Annotated in this window: 21 protein-coding genes; all 21 read left to right on the plus strand. The window is 60.5% G+C overall.

Features of this window, described 5'->3' with window-relative positions; genetic code table 11:
- Positions 1 to 9 precede the first annotated feature (9 nt).
- Positions 10 to 279 (plus strand): flagellar biosynthesis protein FliQ, encoded by a 270-nt coding sequence (gene fliQ, locus BUB04_RS02935; RefSeq protein WP_073036758.1) that lies wholly within the window; start codon positions 10 to 12, stop codon positions 277 to 279.
- A gap of 12 nt (positions 280 to 291) precedes the next feature.
- Positions 292 to 1,062 (plus strand): flagellar biosynthetic protein FliR, encoded by a 771-nt coding sequence (gene fliR / locus BUB04_RS02940; protein WP_073036760.1) that lies wholly within the window; start codon positions 292 to 294, stop codon positions 1,060 to 1,062.
- 93 nt (positions 1,063 to 1,155) lie between these two features.
- On the plus strand, positions 1,156 to 2,214 hold the full coding sequence (flhB, locus tag BUB04_RS02945) for a flagellar biosynthesis protein FlhB (RefSeq protein ID WP_073036762.1): 1,059 nt from the start codon (positions 1,156 to 1,158) through the stop codon (positions 2,212 to 2,214).
- Between the two features lie 9 nt (positions 2,215 to 2,223).
- Positions 2,224 to 4,332 (plus strand): flagellar biosynthesis protein FlhA, encoded by a 2,109-nt coding sequence (gene flhA, locus BUB04_RS02950; RefSeq protein WP_073036763.1) that lies wholly within the window; start codon positions 2,224 to 2,226, stop codon positions 4,330 to 4,332.
- Positions 4,322 to 5,410 (plus strand): flagellar biosynthesis protein FlhF, encoded by a 1,089-nt coding sequence (locus BUB04_RS02955; RefSeq protein ID WP_073036765.1) that lies wholly within the window; start codon positions 4,322 to 4,324, stop codon positions 5,408 to 5,410. Before flhA ends, BUB04_RS02955 begins: the two co-directional genes overlap by 11 nt.
- A gap of 20 nt (positions 5,411 to 5,430) precedes the next feature.
- The gene (locus BUB04_RS02960; RefSeq protein ID WP_073036767.1) at positions 5,431 to 6,318 is read left to right on the plus strand and encodes a MinD/ParA family protein; all 888 of its coding nucleotides are present in this window, start codon (positions 5,431 to 5,433) and stop codon (positions 6,316 to 6,318) included.
- 16 nt (positions 6,319 to 6,334) lie between these two features.
- Positions 6,335 to 7,138, plus strand: a complete 804-nt coding sequence (locus BUB04_RS02965) for a FliA/WhiG family RNA polymerase sigma factor (protein WP_084076027.1) — start codon at positions 6,335 to 6,337, stop codon at positions 7,136 to 7,138.
- A gap of 139 nt (positions 7,139 to 7,277) precedes the next feature.
- Positions 7,278 to 7,883 (plus strand): hypothetical protein, encoded by a 606-nt coding sequence (locus tag BUB04_RS02970; RefSeq protein ID WP_073036769.1) that lies wholly within the window; start codon positions 7,278 to 7,280, stop codon positions 7,881 to 7,883.
- Positions 7,884 to 7,909: 26 nt separating this feature from the next.
- Positions 7,910 to 8,380 (plus strand): DUF6115 domain-containing protein, encoded by a 471-nt coding sequence (locus BUB04_RS02975; protein WP_073036770.1) that lies wholly within the window; start codon positions 7,910 to 7,912, stop codon positions 8,378 to 8,380.
- Positions 8,381 to 8,805: 425 nt separating this feature from the next.
- Positions 8,806 to 9,483 (plus strand): flagellar hook-basal body protein, encoded by a 678-nt coding sequence (locus tag BUB04_RS02980; RefSeq protein ID WP_073036772.1) that lies wholly within the window; start codon positions 8,806 to 8,808, stop codon positions 9,481 to 9,483.
- A gap of 17 nt (positions 9,484 to 9,500) precedes the next feature.
- A complete protein-coding gene (gene flgG / locus BUB04_RS02985; RefSeq protein WP_073036774.1) occupies positions 9,501 to 10,283 on the plus strand; it encodes a flagellar basal-body rod protein FlgG in 783 nt (260 codons plus the stop codon).
- Positions 10,284 to 10,299: 16 nt separating this feature from the next.
- Positions 10,300 to 11,328: a flagellar basal body P-ring formation chaperone FlgA gene (gene flgA, locus BUB04_RS02990; protein WP_178371887.1), complete on the plus strand. Its 1,029-nt coding sequence runs from the start codon at positions 10,300 to 10,302 to the stop codon at positions 11,326 to 11,328.
- Between the two features lie 37 nt (positions 11,329 to 11,365).
- Complete coding sequence (locus BUB04_RS02995; protein WP_178371888.1) at positions 11,366 to 12,094, plus strand: flagellar basal body L-ring protein FlgH; 729 nt, start codon at positions 11,366 to 11,368, stop codon at positions 12,092 to 12,094.
- 17 nt (positions 12,095 to 12,111) lie between these two features.
- Positions 12,112 to 13,218 (plus strand): flagellar basal body P-ring protein FlgI, encoded by a 1,107-nt coding sequence (locus tag BUB04_RS03000; RefSeq protein ID WP_073036778.1) that lies wholly within the window; start codon positions 12,112 to 12,114, stop codon positions 13,216 to 13,218.
- Positions 13,196 to 14,089 (plus strand): OmpA/MotB family protein, encoded by an 894-nt coding sequence (locus BUB04_RS03005; protein WP_073036780.1) that lies wholly within the window; start codon positions 13,196 to 13,198, stop codon positions 14,087 to 14,089. Before BUB04_RS03000 ends, BUB04_RS03005 begins: the two co-directional genes overlap by 23 nt.
- Entirely contained in the window at positions 14,082 to 14,825 is a 744-nt protein-coding gene (locus BUB04_RS03010) for an OmpA family protein (protein ID WP_073036781.1), read from the plus strand. Before BUB04_RS03005 ends, BUB04_RS03010 begins: the two co-directional genes overlap by 8 nt.
- Positions 14,826 to 14,828: 3 nt before the next feature.
- Entirely contained in the window at positions 14,829 to 15,158 is a 330-nt protein-coding gene (locus BUB04_RS03015; RefSeq protein ID WP_084076042.1) for a rod-binding protein, read from the plus strand.
- Positions 15,159 to 15,215: 57 nt separating this feature from the next.
- A complete protein-coding gene (locus tag BUB04_RS03020) occupies positions 15,216 to 15,680 on the plus strand; it encodes a flagellar protein FlgN (protein ID WP_073036783.1) in 465 nt (154 codons plus the stop codon).
- A gap of 1 nt (position 15,681) precedes the next feature.
- Positions 15,682 to 17,055: a flagellar hook-associated protein FlgK gene (gene flgK / locus BUB04_RS03025; protein WP_073036785.1), complete on the plus strand. Its 1,374-nt coding sequence runs from the start codon at positions 15,682 to 15,684 to the stop codon at positions 17,053 to 17,055.
- 15 nt (positions 17,056 to 17,070) lie between these two features.
- Positions 17,071 to 17,949 carry a flagellin gene (locus BUB04_RS03030; protein ID WP_073036787.1) on the plus strand — a complete coding sequence of 293 codons (879 nt, stop codon included), beginning with the start codon at positions 17,071 to 17,073 and terminating at the stop codon, positions 17,947 to 17,949.
- Between the two features lie 164 nt (positions 17,950 to 18,113).
- Positions 18,114 to 18,299: IS1634 family transposase N-terminal domain-related protein (locus BUB04_RS20390; RefSeq protein WP_492215216.1), on the plus strand; the 186-nt coding region annotated here is incomplete at its 3' end.

Genomic DNA, 18,299 nt, shown 5'->3' on the forward strand with positions numbered 1-18,299 from the left:
GTCGCGTCCATGACCCAGGAATTCGTCATCGGAATGGCTCGCCAGGCCCTGGAGACGATGCTCATGGTCAGTCTTCCCGTTTTGCTGGTGAGCCTTATCGTGGGGGTCCTCATCAGTCTGTTTCAGGCGATCACCCAGATCCAGGAAATGACCATCACTTTCGTGCCGAAGATCGTGGTCACCTTCCTTTCCCTGCTCATCTTCGGGACGTGGATGACCGGAAAGATGCTCTCCTTTACCCGGGAGATCCTTCTCAACATACCCCACTGGATCCGATAGGGGACCGGTTCCATGCCCACGTTCTCCATCGACCTCACCCAGGTCCGGATCTTCCTGAGCCTTCTTCTGCGCATCGGTCTTTGCTTTTTCCTCCTCCCTGTTTTCCGGGCCCAGCAGGTGCCGGCCCCGGTCAAGGCTTGGGCCACGGTGGCCCTGAGTGTCATGAGCCTGCCCCTGGTCGGGCCATTCGTTTCCCCCTTTCCCTTGTCCCCCTTTCAGGCGGCGGGATTTGTGGTCAGCGAGCTCGTTTTCGCGGGCATCTTCGCGTTGGTCATGCACATCCTGTTCGGTGCCTTCCACCTGGCGGGCCAATTGATTTCCTTCCAGATGGGCCTCGGTTTCGCCCAGGTGGCCGACCCCCAGACGGGGACCCAGAACGTTTTGCTCGGGCAGTTCCTCCAGATCCTGGCCACCCTCATCTTCTTTTCCATCAACGGCCATCTTCTGGTGATCAAGGCCTTTCTCGAAAGCTTTCAAAGCGTACCCGTGGGCGGTTTTTTTCCATCCGGGGAAGTCTTCCGGGCCGTGATGGCCCAAGCGGCCCATCTGTTCGTGATCGCCATCAAGATCGCGGCGCCCATCTTGAGCGTGCAGATCCTGTTGCAGGTGGCCTTCGGTGTGGTGGCCAAATTTTCCCCCCAAATCAACATCCTCATCGTCAGTTTTCCCATCACCATCGCGGTTGGCATTCTCTTTGCCATCCTCTCCCTGGCGGGCTGGAACGATCTGCTGGCCCTCTATCTGACGCGCCTGATCCACTTTTTCAAAGCGGTGGCGGCCTAACGCCAAAGTCAACCACTGATGGACGCGGATAGACATGGAAGGGTTTTGACACCGGGTGTCAGAACTTCCCTTGTCCAGCCGTAGGGAGGATCCGTGGCGGGTTCCCAGGAAAAGACCGAAAAGCCAACCGGGAAAAGACTTTCCGAAGCGCGGCGGAAGGGAAACGTTCCCAAGAGTCAGGAACTGAACGCCTTGGTCGTTCTCGGTGCCGGCTGTGTGGCCGCAGGCCTGCACCTTCAGTCGGTGCCCGGACATTTCCGGGAACTGATGGACCTTTTCTGGACCAACGGTTTTCTGCTCAATGAGCTTTCGGGAAGCGGGCGGCATCTGTTCGTGAGTGTCGCCCTTTCCCTTTTCAGGATGACGGCGCCCGTGGTCCTCGTCACCTTCGTCTTCGCCTTGGCGGTCAATCTCTTCCAGCTCAAAGGTCTGCTTCTGACGCTTCAGCCGCTCCAGCCGAAACTTTCCAAGCTGAATCCCCTGTCCGGAATCAAGCGGTTTTTTCAGCTCCGATTCCTCATGGAGACCGTCAAGTCTTCCCTGAAGATCCTCATCGTCTTTTCCATCACCTATCTGGTGCTCAAGGACGAAGCGTCGCAGATCAGCGTCCTTCAGCAGATGGATGTCGTGTCCATCCTGGCGGAGACGGCCCGCATGGCGCTCAGGATCCTGGTCAGGGCGGGGGCGGTGTTCCTGGTCCTCAGCCTCGCCGACTTCTACTACCAAAAATGGCAAAACCGCAAAGACCTCATGATGACCAAGCAGGAGGTCAAGGAGGAACACAAGCAGGCGGAAGGAAACCCCCAGGTCAAGGCCCGCATTCGCTCCATTCAAAGAACCTTGGCACGCCAGCGGATGATGGCCCAGGTGCCCAAGTCGACGGTGGTGATCACCAACCCCACCCATTATGCCGTTGCCCTGATCTATCGGGAAGGTCTGGAGGCGCCCAAGGTGGTGGCCAAGGGCATGAACGTGGTGGCACAGAACATCATCCGGACGGCGCGAAAGCACGGGGTCCCGGTGGTCCAGAACCCCCCCTTGGCACGCGCCTTGTATAAGCAGGTGAAACTGGATCAGACCATACCGGAAACCCTCTACCGGGCCGTGGCCAAGGTCTTGGCTTACGTTTACCACCAGAAAAAGGCGAGGTGATCCACCATCATGGCAGAATCTTCCCAAGCCTCCACCGGCAATTGGCTGGCCCGCCTTCGCGCCCTCTCGGAAGGGGACGCACTCATGGGCATCGGTGTGGTCATCATTCTCTCGGTCATGCTGCTGCCCATTCCCGGCCCCCTCATGGACGTTCTGCTCGCCATGAACATCTCCTTCGGCCTTCTCATTCTTCTCACCACCATCTACACCCAAAAGCCTCTGGACTTCGGCATTTTCCCGACGCTCCTGCTCATCACAACCCTTTTCCGGCTGGCATTGAACGTGGCCAGCACTCGGCTGATCCTTCTCCGCGGCGACATGGGCACGGAGGCGGCCGGTCACGTGATCCAGGCCTTCGGGCAGTTCGTGGTGGGAGGCAACTACGTGATCGGCCTGGTGATCTTCGTGATCCTGGTGATCGTCAACTTTTTGGTCATCACCAAAGGCACCGAGCGCATATCGGAAGTGGCCGCCCGCTTTACGCTGGACGCCATGCCCGGCAAGCAGATGAGCATCGATGCCGACCTGAACGCCGGCCTTATCGACGAACAGCAAGCCCGCAGCCGGCGTGAGGAGATCATGCGGGAAGCGGACTTTTACGGAACCATGGACGGTGCCAGCAAATTTGTCCGTGGAGACGCCATCGCCGGCATCCTCATCACGCTCATCAACATCCTGGGCGGGCTCGCCATCGGCGTCCTGCAAAGGGACATGGAAGTCGTGGAAGCGCTCAAAAATTACACCCTGCTTACGGTGGGCGACGGTCTGGTCTCCCAGGTGCCGGCGCTCATCATCTCCACGGCGGCCGGCATCCTGGTGAGCCGCGCCGAAATGGACATGGGGATGGGCAAGGCCTTCGGCCGGCAACTGGCTCTCAACCCGAAGCCCCTGGCCATCGCCGGCTCCATGTTGGCGTGCCTGGGCATCGTCCCCGGCTTCCCGTTCGTGCCCCTGGTTCTGGTGGGCGGAGGCCTTCTTGCTCTCGCCTACCGAAGACACCGGACCGCCACCTTGGCGGCCCAGGAGAAGGAGGCGGAGGCGCCCCAGGAAAGCAAAGAAGAAAAGACCTCCACCGCCCTGCCGCCCCTTTTGGATCTTCTGGAACTGGAAGTGGGCTACGGGCTCATTCCCCTGGTGGACGGAGACCGACAATCGGATCTCCTGGGCCGCATCCGATCCATCCGCCAGCAGTTGGCACTGGAATACGGCATCGTGGTCCCCTCCCTGCACGTCCGGGACAACCTGCAACTGAAACCCTCTGAATACAGGCTGCTTCTCAAAGGAAATCCCGTGGCGCGCGCGGAACTCATGCTGGGGCACCATCTGGCACTGACGCCTTCGGAGCACGAAGCCGCCAAGATAGACGGGATCCCCACCAAGGATCCCGCCTTCGGCCTGCCTGCCCTGTGGGTGCCGGACAAGAAAAGAGCGGAAGCCGCGCGTGCCGGATTCACGCTCATTGATCTCCCCACGGTGGTGGCCACCCATCTGACCGAATTGTTCAAGCGGCACGCGGACGAGTTCCTCACCCGTCAGACCGTGCAGCAACTTCTCGACATGCTGGCGGAATCGCAGCCGAAACTCATTGAGGAACTGACGCCCAATCCGGTTCCCTTGGGCACCATCCAAAAGGTCCTCCAAAACCTGGTCAGAGAGCGCGTGTCCATCAGGGACCTGCAAACCATCTGCGAAACTTTGGCGGATCAAGGCACCATCACCAAGGACCCCGACATCCTCACCGAATACGTGCGCCAGGCCCTGGCGAGAACCATCACCCGCCCCTACGAAACGGACGACGGCCGCCTGCATGTCATCACCCTCCATCCCGCAACAGAAGAAAGATTGGCCCAAAGCATCCAGCGCACCGACCACGGGGCGTTCCTGTCCGTGGATCCGGATTTCATGCACCAGCTCGTCCAGTCCACCAGTGTGGAGGTTCAACGGGCGGCCAATGCGGGACATCACCCGGTCGTCCTCACTTCTCCGGTGGTGCGGCGGCATCTCAAAAAGCTTTTGGAACGATTCTTGCCAGACGTAGTGGTGATCAGTCACAGCGAGTTGGCCAATTTGACCGAGATCCAGTCCATCGGACTCATAAAGGTTTCCCATGCACGTTAAGACCTTTCAGGCTCCCAGCATGCAAGAGGTTTTGGACCAGGTGCGGCGCGACCTTGGCCCGGACGCCATCCTGCTGGGCAACCGCAAGGTGCCCGGCCCGGATGGAGCCCCCTGGATCGAAATCTCGGCGGCCTTGGACCGCCCGCGAGAACCGGCCGGAAATCCACCGCCCCCGCCTGCAGACGCCTCCTCCCTGCCCGTGGTTCAGGATCAGCTGGAGGACATCCGGGGGATGCTCTCCCTGCTGCTCTCCTCCAAGGATGTCTTCGCCCAATGGCAGCTGAAACCTCCGGCGCTGGAGCTCGTCCAGCAGATGCTGCTGCGCGGGTTGGACGAAAAGAATGCCTTCGAGATCTTCCGCGCCCTGGTCAAGGGAGCCAACGGCCGGTCCCCCTCGAAACGCCAACTTTTCGACGCCTTCCGAAGTCATATTTCTGACAAGATCCGGTTTCATGATCCCTTCGACGGGCCGGTCGCGGCCGGGGGGAAGCCGCAAATCTACACGTTTGTGGGGCCCACGGGGGTGGGAAAGACGACGACGCTGGCCAAACTGGCGGCCTACCTGAAGTACAAGCGAGCGCGGAAGGTGGGCCTGATCTCACTGGACACCTACCGCATAGGCGCCCTGGAGCAACTCCGCACGTACGCCGACATCCTGGAGGTGCCCCTTCACGTGGCCCAGTGCCGGGAGTCCCTGGCCCGGGCCATGGAAAGACTGGCCGGCTGCGGGGCCATCCTCGTGGACACCATCGGGAGAAACTATCTGGACGCCCGATATGTGGATGACCTCAAGGCCGTCTTCCAGGACGACTCCGGCGTGCATCACCTTTTGGTTCTCAGCGCCACATCCAAGGACGAAGACATCAAGAACGTGATTCGTAGGTTTCGGTCGCTATCGGTGGAAAGCCTGATCTTTACGAAGGTCGACGAAACACTGACACCGGGCTCCATCGCGAATCCCCTGCTCCGGTACCCCTACCCCCTGTCTTTCCTGGGCATCGGCCAGCGGGTGCCGGAGGATCTGGTCAGAGCCACACCGCAGCGTATCATGAGCTTTTTCTTTCCCCGTTGTCCGTAGCTGGAATGGAAGGGAACGGTATGGACCAGGCACTTGGGCTGAAGGGAAAAATGAAGGGGCGGGACCTATGGGACGACAACCGCCCCTTGAACGCCCCTTTTGGAGACAAGTCGATTCGCACCATCGCCGTGAGCAGCGGCAAGGGGGGCGTGGGCAAGAGCAATGTGGTCGTGAACTTGGCGCTCGCTCTGGATCGATTGGGCCAACGGGTGCTCATTCTGGATGCGGACTTGGGGCTTGCCAACGTGGACGTCCTGTTGGGGCTCGCCCCGTCGTTCAACATCAGCCATGTGCTGGACGGATCCAAGCGTTTCGAGGAGGTACTGGTTCCGGGCCCCGGATCCGTCCGGGTCATGCCGGCAAGCTCCGGCGTTCAGGAACTGACCCGGCTTTCCGACGACCAGAAGCTCCTGCTGGTGGATCTGCTGGACGAGCTGGAATCGGACGTGGATGTGCTTTTGATCGACACGGGGGCCGGCATCTCCGACACCGTTCTCTATTTCAACCTGGCCGCCCAGGAAAAGGTCGTAGTGGTGACCCCGGAACCCACCTCCCTGACCGACGCCTACGCCTTCATCAAGGTCATGTACACCAAACACGGGGAACGCTCCTTCAAGATCGTAACAAACAACGTGGCGGACGAAAGGGAGGGGCGCATGGTCTTCGGCAAGATCAGCCGGGTGGCCGACCATTTTCTGGACGGCCTCTCCCTGGACTTTCTCGGTTGGATCCCCCGCGACCCCAGCATCCCGGAATCGGTCAGACGCCAGCAAGCCCTTCTCGCCGCCTTTCCGGGTGCCCCGGCGGCCAAGGCCTTCATGGACATCGCCAAGCGGATCACGCGCGAGCCGCCCACGGGGCTGAGGGGCAACATTCAGTTCTTTTGGAGACGTCTGCTCAATGTCTAATCCGGCGGAGACCCCAATGAGCGTCAAGACAGCCACCGCCACCTGCGGACACGACCTGAACCATACCCTCTCCCACCTGGGATGCGCCACACGGGACGAGGCGATCCTGAAGTACTATGACCTGGTCAAATATACGGCCTACCGCCTGGCGGCCCGCCTGCCCGACAATGTGTGCGTCGACGACCTGCTCAACGCCGGGGTCATCGGCCTGATGGATGCGCTCGACAAGTACGATCCCGCCCAGTCGGTCTCTTTCGAAAACTATGCAAAGATTCGAATCCGGGGGGCGATGCTCGACGAGATTCGATCCCTGGACTGGGTGCCACGTTCCTTGCGGCAAAAGGGAGCGGAACTGGAAAAGACATGCGCCAATTTGGAGCAGAGACTGGGACGGTTTCCTGAAGACGAGGAGATCGCTCGGGAGATGCGCCTGGACCTGGACGAGTATCATCAGCTCCTGGACAGCCTGAAGGGCATCTCCTTCCTGCCCGAGGACCTCAACGAGTACATCACCGAAAACCGGGAACCCGGCCACCTGGCGACGGCTCCGGACGAAGTGTTCAAGCAGATCCACAAGGCGGAGCTGCAGAAGATTCTGGCCGAATGCATCGAAGGACTGACAGACAAGGAAAAGATCGTTCTCTCCCTCTACTACTTTGAAGAACTCACCATGAAAGAAGTGGGCGCCGTGATGGGGTACACGGAATCCCGCATATCCCAGATCCACACCAAGGCCATTCTGAAGCTCAGGACCCGTTTGGCCCGAAAACTGACGGAAGATGATCTGCCGAGAGAACTCTCCATCAGACGAAACCCGTGAGATCTCGCCGAGCCGATCCGGCTAGCTTCGGCAAGAGACCTCTCATCCGTCACAGGGAGGAAGAGTGGAACTGCAATCGCCAAGAACACCATCCCCAAGCCAAGGCACGAGAGCGCCACTGGAGGAGGAGAAGATCTTTGTGGTGGACCAGGCGGCCTCGGAGGACCTGGCCGCCATGTTCTCTTCTCCGGAAGAGAAGTCCCGGCGGGATCCTTCCGGGGATGAACACGGGAGCCCCTCCGATCGGAAGACCTCCGCAGCCCCCGGGAACGCCCGGTCCATGCGGCTCCCGAGAATTCTTTCCGCCCGGCTCCTGGTGTCAGCGGCCGTGGTGATCGGCCTTGGGGCGGTCGCACTAGGAGTGTCCCTGCGTCCATCTGCCGAAAACGCCGCTAAGACAGGCACGGCCCCCCCCCCGCCGCGGGTCGTCCACCCCGTCTCCTTGCCCGAGCACCAAGAAGACGTCACCTTCCTCTTTCCCGCACACTCCGTGGAGAGGACGGACCTGCTGACCATGACCCTCACGATCCGCCTCGTGGGCCCTGGGACAGCGGAGGCGTCGAAGGATCTTTCCGTGGCGCTGCGACAGGAAATTTACGATTACCTCATGAGGCAGACCCCGAACAAGAACGCATACCGTGACTGGGGTCGGATCGTGGAAGGACCTTTGCTGGCTTATCTCAAGGATCGCTTCCCCAAGATGGGCATTGCTTCCCTGGCGCTGGTGGATCTCCAGAGAATCTAGAGCACCGGCTGGAAAGGTCTATCCAGGTGGAATCGCTTTTCGTGCAGATGGATTGGAACACCGGACTTCAGCTCCTCGTCGACCTGGGGCTGCTCGCCCTGTTGGCGGGCCTGTTCCTCTCCCGGCGACGAAACAGATCGGAGGCGGAACTCCGGGCTCTCATCGGAACCTTCGAGGGCATCGTTTCCGAAACCAAATCCCTGGCGGACGAGTTCGAGACCAACATCCAGGAGCGGGCCCGACTCATTCAGAGGATCCTCGGCCTTCTGGATGAAAAGCTCGAACAGGCCCGAGACACCCTCGCCCGGCTCGAGGCGCGATCCGCCGGCGCTCCCCCCCCGACCGCGCCCCCACGAGAGCGCAAGGACACGGCATCCATCCTTCAGTTGGCCCGGTCGGGACTCTCGGTTCAAGAGATTGCTCAAGCCACCCAAAGGCCCGTCGGCGAAGTGGAGCTGGTCCTCAGCCTGGACAAGCTCGCCCGGCCGAAGCGGTAGGTGCTCCGGGGCGGGCAGCGGGCTTTGGTCCGAATACAGCCTTCCCGTCTTCAGGCCATGGATCTGCGTCCGTTCCCAGCCGTGGGGTCTCGCCTCCGAGAATACCCGATCCCTCTGGCCATAGGATATGGGAATAAGAAACCGTCCTGTCCGCCGCTCGAAGCCTTCTCATCGTAGCCCTTGAGGCACTCCGCCGCAGCCAATCCTTCACACACCGCCGGAGGGTCGCCCTAATTTCCATCTCCGACCATCCAAAAGACGTGGCCGGCCCGGAAGGAAAAATGTGCCCCCTGCAGGGCAGAATCGGCTGCCCCGTGCAAGCTCAAGGCGCCGCCCATCCGCCCGAACCCCGCCCTTTGCTTGCCTGCCCGCCCGCCGCATCCTGGCATCCCCATTGCTATGCATACCTGCGAAAGGAGTCTGCCATGCGACTGAGTCCGTACACCGCCGTTCTGGGGGCCATTCAGGAAGGGAAGAAGATGGACGTGGTGGCCAACAACCTAGCCAACGCCGCCAGCCCCGGCTATCGGAAGGTGGCACCGCGCTTCAGCCAATTCATGGAGATGGAAACCCATGTGAAAACCGACCCGGGGCCCGTGCGACGAACCGACAATCCCTGGGATATCGCCATCCGGGGCGAAGGCTACCTGCGGGTCCGGACCGACCAAGGGGAACGCTACACGCGTGCCGGAAATTTGACGGTCAACGACCAGGGGCAGCTGGTGACCCAGGACGGATGGCCGGTGCTGGGACAAGGGGGAGTGATCGAGCTGACGGGAACGGATTTCCGGGTGGATCCGACCGGTCAAGTATATGACGGTGCCGAAGTGGTGGATGTGCTGGACGTGGTGGTCTTTCCGGAAGGCACACAACTGCAGCAGGACCGAGCCAACCTGCTGAGCCCGGCCACGCCCGGCGCCGTCCCCGTGCCGGCGGCCAACTACGAAATCGAGCAGGGCGCCCTGGAGGGCGCCAACTTCTCCGTGGTGGAGGAGATGACCTCTCTTATTGAAACTATGCGGACCTTTGAAACCTGCCAGAAAATCATCAAGACAAGCTACGAAGAAGACAAGCAGATCATCACTCAGTTGGGCAAGGCCTAGACGAGGAGACAGCCGCCATGATGCGAAGCCTTTGGACAGCCGCCACCGGAATGGAAGCGCAGCAAATGAACATGGACGTCGTGGCACACAACCTGGCGAACGCCAATACCACCGCCTTCAAGCGCAGCCGGGCCAACTTCGAGGACCTCATGTACCAGAACATCATTCCCCCGGGTGCGGAGACGGGAACCAACGCGCAGATTCCCACCGGCATCCAGATCGGGATGGGGGTCAAGACGGCGTCGGTCCAGAAGATTTTCACACAGGGCAATTTTACCGAGACCGGTAACGAGCTGGACCTGGCCATCGAAGGAAAGGGATTTTTCCGGGTCGTACGCGGCACCGAGGAGGTCTACACCCGGGCGGGAGCCTTCAAGCTGGACAGCGAAGGCTACATCGTGGACACGGAAGGCAACAGGCTTCAGCCGGAGATCAGCATTCCCCGGGACGCCGTGACCGTCAACATCGACTCCCAAGGTACGCTGAACGCTCTGGACGCAAGCGGCACCCTTCTGGCGTCCGGCACCATCACGATCTATGACTTCCCCAATCCAGCCGGTCTGCTGAGCCTCGGCAAGAACTACTTCGCCCCCACCGAGGCGTCCGGGGACGCAGTGGAAGGACAACCGGGAACGGAAGGATTCGGAACCCTGCTTCAGGGGTTCCTGGAAAGCGCCAACATCAACGTGGTGGAGGAGATGGTCAATATGATCGCCGGCCAGAGGGCCTACGAAGCCAATTCCAAGGTGATCCGCACGGCGGATGAGATGCTTCGAATCGCCAACAACGTGGCCAGCTGATGATGGGTGCCGGGTCATGAAGCCGTTGAGAATCATAGGAATGGGATGCGGCAGGGCCGTCGCGGTCCTGGGCATTCTGATTTGGGCATGGGGGCTTTGCGGCTCAGCGTCGGGAGTCGTCCCGGGCCGGTGCCCCACGGAGATTCACTTCCGTGAAGTCGTGGAGGTCACGGACGAGACCATCACCCTGGCCGACTTGGTGGCCGGAGCGGACACCCTGCCTTCTTCCTGGCTGGCCTATTTCCGTTCCATCGAACTGGGCCCCACCCCCCCGTTGGGAACGGAACGCTTCATCCGTTCAGAGAACCTGCGTGCTTACATGGTCAGCCTCCTGCGCTCCCAAGGAGTGGATCCGGAGTCCACGCTTCTCGTCATGCCTGACCGGCTGACCATCAAAAGAGCCGCTACCCTTGTGGAGGCCCGACAGATCGAGGACATCGTCACCTCTTACATTCTGGAACACGCTCCCTGGGACCGGGGCGAGATGGAGATCCGGGACATCACCTTTTCCGGTCTGCCCATGCTCCCCGCCGGCACTCTGACGCACCAGGTGCAGGCCCAGCCGGGGGAAAGTTTCCTGGGCCATGTGAACCTGTCCATTCATTTCTATCTGGAAGGCAAGAAGGTCCGCACCCTGAAGGCGGCGGCAAGGGTGGCTCTCAGGAAACAGGTCTTCCACGCCGCGCGTCCGTTGAAACGGGGTGAAATCATCCGTCCCGACGACATCGAAGCGCGGGAGATCGAAATCACCGACCCATCGCGGACCTATGTCTTTGAAGCCTCCCAGGCCGTGGGCAAGAGGCTGGTCACCCACTTGTCCATGGGCGAGCCCTTGGATCAATCGTGCCTGGACAAGCCCCTCCTGGTGCGACGCGGAAAGACCGTCACCATCGTCTACCGAATGCCCGGGATCAAGTTGACCGCCAAGGGAAAGGCCAAGGAAGAAGGGGGCTACGGAGACTGGATACGGATCGTGAACCTGGATTCGGACAAGGTGGTGAAGGGCCAGGTACTGGATGGGCAGACCGTCCTGGTGGTCCGCTGATCATCGAGGAACCGGAGTGCAGGAAATCCCGAAGGGAATGGATCACACGATGGACACAAGAGGAACCCTCACCTGGACGTTGGGCGCCCTGCTGGCATTGACCCTGGCGGGCTGCGCCACACGAGGAGAGCCGCCGCCCGGAGCCACCGCCGCGGCCTCCGTCCCGCCCGCCGCGGCCGTGGAAGCCGTCCAACCATCCCCTGCCAGGTCGTCGCTCACGGGATCCCTGTGGACGGCTAAAAACGATTCGCTTTTCCGGGACATCAAGGCCCATCGCATCGGAGACATCGTCACCATCATGGTGAGCGAGGAGTCGGAGGCAAGCAAGGAGGCCACCACGAGCACGAGTCGGGCCAAGGAATTGAGCGGCTCGGGCAATTTTGTGGGCCTGGGCACCACCACCAAAACCATCCTTCGCCCCCTCAACGACACGGGGTACGGTTTCACCTTCGACAACACCTTCACCGGCAAGGGCAGCACCAAGAAGGCCGACTCCATGACGGCCTACATGACCGCCACGGTGACGGACATTCTGCCCAACGGCAACCTGGTGATCCGGGGTTCCCGCTGGACTCGGGTCAACGACGAGATGCAGCAGATCATCCTGGAAGGCGTCATACGGCCCATGGACATCAGCCGGGACAACACCATCTTGTCGCAAAACATCGCGGAAGCGAAGATCTTCTTCGTGGGCAAGGGACCCGTGACCAACCATCAGAAACCGGGGTTGCTCGGCCAATTGTTGGACGTGCTGCTCCCGTTCTAGCAGGAGGCGTTTCCGCCATGAGACGCATAGCGTGGGCCGTGGTTCTTGTTGCGGCCATCAGCCTTTGGATCTGCCCGGGCGCCGGAGCCGTACGCATCAAGGATATCGCCCGTTTCATGGGCGTTCGAAGCAACCCCCTGTTCGGCTACGGCCTGGTGGTGGGACTCAACGGAACGGGGGACAACAGCAAGACGGAATTCACCACCAATACGCTTGCCAACATGCTGGACCGCCTCGGCATCCATGTGGACCCCGACGCCCTGAAGGTCAAGAACGTGGCGGCCGTGATGGTCACAGCCCAGCTGCCCCCATTTGCCCGCATCGGCAATCGTATCGACATCCAGGTTTCGTCCATCGGCGACGCCAAGAGCCTGGAGGGAGGTACGCTGCTTCTGACGCCCCTTCAGGGCCCCGACGGCCAGGTCTACGCGGTGGCCCAAGGCCCCATCTCCACGGGAGGTTTCTCCGCCGAAGGAGCCAGCGGAAGTTCCGTCCAGAAGAACCATCCCACCGTGGGCTACGTGTCCGGCGGGGCCGTGGTGGAGCGGGAGCTTCCCCTTGCCCTCGACCAACAGGAGGGGCTGGACCTCATCCTGGAACAGCCCGACTTCTCCACGGCCAGCCGGGCCGCCCAACAGATCAACCTGACCCTGGGCGGTCCCTTCGCCCGAGCCGTCAGCGCCTCCACCATTCGGGTAAAGGTGCCGCCCTCGCTTGGCACGGACATCGTGGGATTCATCTCCAGGGTGGAAACCGTGAATGTGACGCCCGACGTGGCGGCCAAAGTCGTGATCAACGAACGCACGGGAACCATCGTCATGGGGGAAAACGTTCGGATCTCCCCCGTGGCGGTGGCCCACGGAAACCTGACGGTCCAGATTACGGAGCAACCCGCGGTCTCCCAGCCCCTGCCCCTGAGTCAAGGCGAGACGGTGGTGACCCCCCAATCGGCAATCCAGGTCCAGGAGGGCAAGGGCAGCATGAACCTTCTGAGGGGAGGAGCCACCATCGGCGAGGTCATCAACGGGCTCAATGCCATCGGGGCCACCCCCAGGGACATCATCACCATTTTGCAGACGATCAAGGCGGCCGGAGCGCTCCATGCCGAACTCGAACTCATCTAGAAAGAAGAAGGGAAGCGGCGGCGAGGAAGGACCGGCTGCGGACGGCTGGCTCACCACCTACTGTGACCTGTGTACCCTGCTGCTGACCTTCTTCGTTTTGTTGCTCAGCATGTCGGTGCTGGACGAAGTGCGCAAGAAGGAAGTCCTGAATTCCCTGGTGGGAGCGTTCGGATTTCTGCCGGGGGGGCGTACGGCCATCGGAGCGCCCAAGGGCATGGACATCAGCGAGTTTTCTTCTCCCATGCAGAAAGACGAGGAGTTCAACTTCGATCTGCTTCGGGAAGTCACCATGAAAAACCAGCTGGAGCCGGAGGTGGAAATCATAAGGAAGGACGACGCGGTGACCATCGTCCTCAACCAGAGCCTGCTCTTCGAGCCCGGTTCCTTCACGTTGACGGGGTCCGCCTCCAATTATCTGGCGCAGCTTTCCCCCTACTTGCGCCGGCAGAAACGGGAAATAGAGATTCGGGGGCATACCGACCGCTATGAAGAGGTGGGCGATCCCCGCTGGGTCGACCGATCCTACGAGATTTCCGCCAAGAGGGCCTTGGCTGTCTACAGAAAGCTTCAGAGCTTGGGTGTGCCGGTGGAAAAAATGAGCGTGCACGGCTTCAGCTTCCATCGGCCGCTGGTTGACGGCGTCAAGTTTCCCCATCTGCGCTACAGGAACCAGAGGGTGGAGATCGTCATGACCTACAGCCGCTCTTTGCCGGCCACCCTGCTTCGGGCGGATCCGAAACCGGCGCCCTATTTCAACTACAAGAACTTCTTTTTCCGGCTCTTTCCCATGGACGGCAACCCGGGCTCCCCGGAGGGAGCCGTGAACCGCTCATCCGTTCCGCGTTCACCCGGGATGAAGCATCATGGCTAAAAAAAAGAAAGGCAAAGGAGAACAGGAAGCGGGCGGAAGCGCGTCGTGGATGGTCACCTTTTCGGACCTTTCCACCCTGCTCTTGACCTTCTTCGTTCTCCTGCTCAGCATGTCTTCGCTCAACGACAAGGCCATCCGCAGCACCTTTCAGAATTTTGACAAGACCAGCGGCATCCTTTTCTTCAAGAATCGGGAACAGGTCCGCCTGAACGCGGACATGGCCATCAAGGAGATCGTCAAGAGCCTCAAGAGCATCTACGTGGTGGACGTGCGCGACCTGGATGAGATCACCAAGGTCCCCCTGAAAAAGGACCTGAAGCTGGTCGTCTCCTCAGGAAATGCTCTTTTTGTCAAGAAGCGGTGGGCCCCCGGAAGTTTTTCGTTCATCTTCGGAAGCCAGCTTCTTTTCGAAAGCGGTTCCGCCCAACTGAAACCCAGCGCCTATCCGGTCCTGGAAAAGTTTGCGGCCTTTCTCAAGGAGGCCCCGTACCAAGTCTACGTGGACGGTCACACCGACAGCCGCCCTGTGAGCGGGCGGGATTTCGCCTCCAATGATGACCTGTCCCTGGCCCGCGCCATGGCCGTGGCGCGCTACTTAGTGGATAAGGCGCGTGTGCCTGGAGACAAGGTGGCCGTGGGGGCTTACGGGGATTCCCAGCCCCTCGTGCCCAACACCACGCCCGAAGGCCTCCGGATGAACAGGCGCGTCGAATTGATCTTCGAAAAGGTGAGCTAGAAAATGAACGTGAACGCCCTCCAGATTCCCCCCTTGGGATCCGACACGGAAAGCTCCGGGGATCCCGTGCGCCGGCAAAAAGAGGAGCTGAGGAAGGCTTGCCGCGATTTTGAGAGCCTGCTCAGCGCCTATCTTTTCAAATCCATGAGGAGCGCGGTGCCGAGGGCCGAAGACCCGGAACACGCTCGAACCATCTACGAATCCCTTTTCGACGAGGCACTGGCCCAGGAGTGCGCGGAACAGGGATCTTTGGGCCTGGGGGAGCTTCTCTACCGCCAACTGGAGCCCTTGATCCACGAGCCCGGTTCCCCGCGGAAAGCGAAGAGGGCTTGAAACAAGTGATTTCAGCATTCCGCGCTTTGTGCCGATTATTTGATTGAGGAGACGGTCATGAATCAACACGGGACGAATGGGACCGGAACGGGCGACCCGCTCGGGCTAAACGGCGCGAACGCGAAGGGGGATTTCCTCCCGGACGACCTCTTGGACACAGCCCGGTCTCTCCTGGATGCGCTGGAAGAAGAAGAGCGGTGTCTCAAAGAAAGGGACCATGACGGACTTCTGCATCTGGTCCCAACGAAAGAGAGCCTGGCACGCTCGCTCGCTGCCAGGCTCCGAACGCTCTCCGGCCGGCCATCGGACGGGAGGGGCTTCGACCGCGCGAGTTTGCAGGAACTTAAAGAGATCCTTCGGCGGATCGAAGCCCGAAACGAGAGGAACCGCCGGTTCATCCAGGAATCCCTCGCTATCTACCAGGGGATCCTGGGGCTCTTTGAGAACGAGCTCTACGCACCGTCGCCCCAGGTCCGAGCTTTCCCGGCGATTCGAGGAAGCTCCATTCACAGGGAGGCCTGACATGGCAGGGTTGAACGCATCGTTGGAGATCGCCAAGAATGCGCTTTTGAACACCCAGGTTCAGATACAGACCACGTCCCACAACATCGCCAACGCGGAAAACCCCAACTACACGCGCCAGAAGGCTTCCACCGTCACCCAGGGAGCGATCCGGGAACGGGCCGGATGGGTTGGTACGGGCGCCCGTCTGGACCGCATCGTTCAGCAGCGCGACGCCTTCCTGGAAGCCAGCCTCCTGGGAACCTTGTCCTCCAGCTCCTACTACGGAGCCATGGAACGCATTCTGGGGACGGCGGAAACCTACCTCTACGATGACGGAGAGACCGGCATCTCCGGAGCCCTCAACGACTTTTGGGACGCCTGGAACGCCCTGGCGCAAAACCCGGACGGCAGCGCGGAAAAGGCGACCGTGATCGAAGCGGGCGGGAACCTGGCAGGGCTTCTCAATGAGACCGCCAGCGACCTGGACGCCCTCCAGGGCGACTTGCAAAAGGAGCTGGAAGATTCCCTGGAGCCGGTGAACACCCTGTTGGAACGAATCCGGGAACTCAATGACCAGATCGCCCGCGCCGAAGGATCAGGACAGACGGCCAACGATCTCAGGGATCAGCGCTATGAAGCGTTGAAGGAACTGGCCGAGTACGTCCAGTTCGAGACGGAAGAAATTTCCGGCGGGGCCGTCAATGTCTTCCTTGCCGACCGAACGGCCCTGGTCATCGGTACTCAGTACGCGGCTCAGCTGACCCTCCAGGACGAAGCCGACGGCTATGCCGTCACGATCAAGGACACGGGAACGGCAGTGGGCCGACTGGACACGGCCGATTCCACCAACAATCTGGACCGACTGGGCGGCTCCCTGGGCGGGCTGCTGGCCTCGGCAGCCCAAGTGGACCAGTGGCAGGACAGACTCGACGACTTTGCAGCGGCTCTGGTTTCAACCGTTAACGGGGAATACAGCTCCTCCCCACCCCCCCCCGCTGACCCCAACGACTATCTCTTCTTCGACCCTTCGGGGACGACGGCCTCCACCATCTCGCTGACAAGCTACCCTTGGGACTACCCGCCGGACGCCCAGGATGTCCTGGACTGGCAGTCGGACGACGCGCTCACATGGGACGGCGAGTCCGTGTCCCTGGGGACCTACCTCAACAGGTTGACTCAAGATGTGGGGCTGGCGGTCCAATCGGCCCAATCACAGCAAAGTTTCCGTGAGAGCCTGGTGACGGAGCTCGAAGCCAAAAGGCAATCCGTCTCGGGGGTCTCCATCGACGAAGAGATGGTGGAACTGTTGAAGCAGCAACAGCTCTACCAGGCGGCCGCCAAGGTGGTCCAGTACACATCCGACATGATCCAGACGGCCATCGACATGGTCTAAAACAGGGGACGATCCATGCGTGTCACCTTGCCGCAGCTCTACGCAGCCACCCGGGAGAACATCCTGAACCGAAACGAGAAGATCAGCAACCTGACCACTCAGATCTCCAGCGGCAGGAAGCTGAAAACCTCGCACGACGATCCCAATGCCTGGGCTCAGTCACGGAACCTCACCGACGGCCTCGAGAAACTGGAGCGCTACAAGTCCAATCTGGAATTCGCCAGCGGCATGAACAGTGTGGCGGACAGCGCCCTTGATCACATTCACGATCTGCTGATTCGTGCCAAGGAAATCGGTACGGCCGCCAATACTCCCAACTCGACCGAAGAAAAGCAGGCCTACCTGGAAGAACTGGACCAAGTCATCGAAGAGATCATGTCTACGGCGGAAACGAAGTACAACGGCCAGTATGTCTTCGAAGGCTATTTTGACGATACCGCCTCCCCGCCCGACTGGGTTTCGGCAAGGGACGCTACACCTCCCGGCGATGCGCGGGTCCTCTCCTTGGATCTGGACGACAGGGCGACGGACACCGAGGTGAGCGTGGACGCAAGATCCGTTTTTCAAGGGCTTGTACAAACTTTCGAAGACCTCAAGACCGCCATAGACGCCGGCGATTCCACCCAAATCGCAAATCAGCTGGCAAACCTGGACACCGCCATGGCGGAGACCCAGGCTTTGTCCAGTAAAACCGGGGCCCGCTTGGCGGGCTATGAGCGGCGGCTCGACGCATTGGAGATCTTCCAGGTGCACGGACAGGACCGCCTGTCGGAGATCCGGGACACGGACCTGGTGGAAGCCATCACGTCACTGAAGCAGAACCAGATTGCCCTCGAGGCGGCCCTCCAGTCCACCGCCGCCGTCCAGGGCCTCAGTCTGACCAGGTACCTCTAACCCAAGTTTGTCATCTATATGCTGCATAGTGCGACAGTGTGCCGATTTTGCTCATCTAACTATCTGAAAGGCCGTTGAAGGGGCCTCGAAAATTGGGTGTAGTGGTAGAAAATAAGGGGCCAGAATTGACTCGCCTTCCCTCCTCATGCTAATGTCCTGCTACTATGTTCATTCGACGAGTCAGAAAAAAAGATCACCAAACGGGAACCACCTACTTCTACCACCAGTTGGTTGAGTCCTACAGGACTCCCAAGGGGCCTAGGCAGAGGACTCTTCTCAATTTGGGAAAGCTGGACCTCGAGCCCAAACAATTAAAAGGATTAGCAAATCGCATTGAAGAGATCCTCACC

Origin of the sequence: Desulfacinum infernum DSM 9756 (genome assembly GCF_900129305.1) — a bacterium.
Taxonomy (GTDB): domain Bacteria; phylum Desulfobacterota; class Syntrophobacteria; order Syntrophobacterales; family DSM-9756; genus Desulfacinum; species Desulfacinum infernum.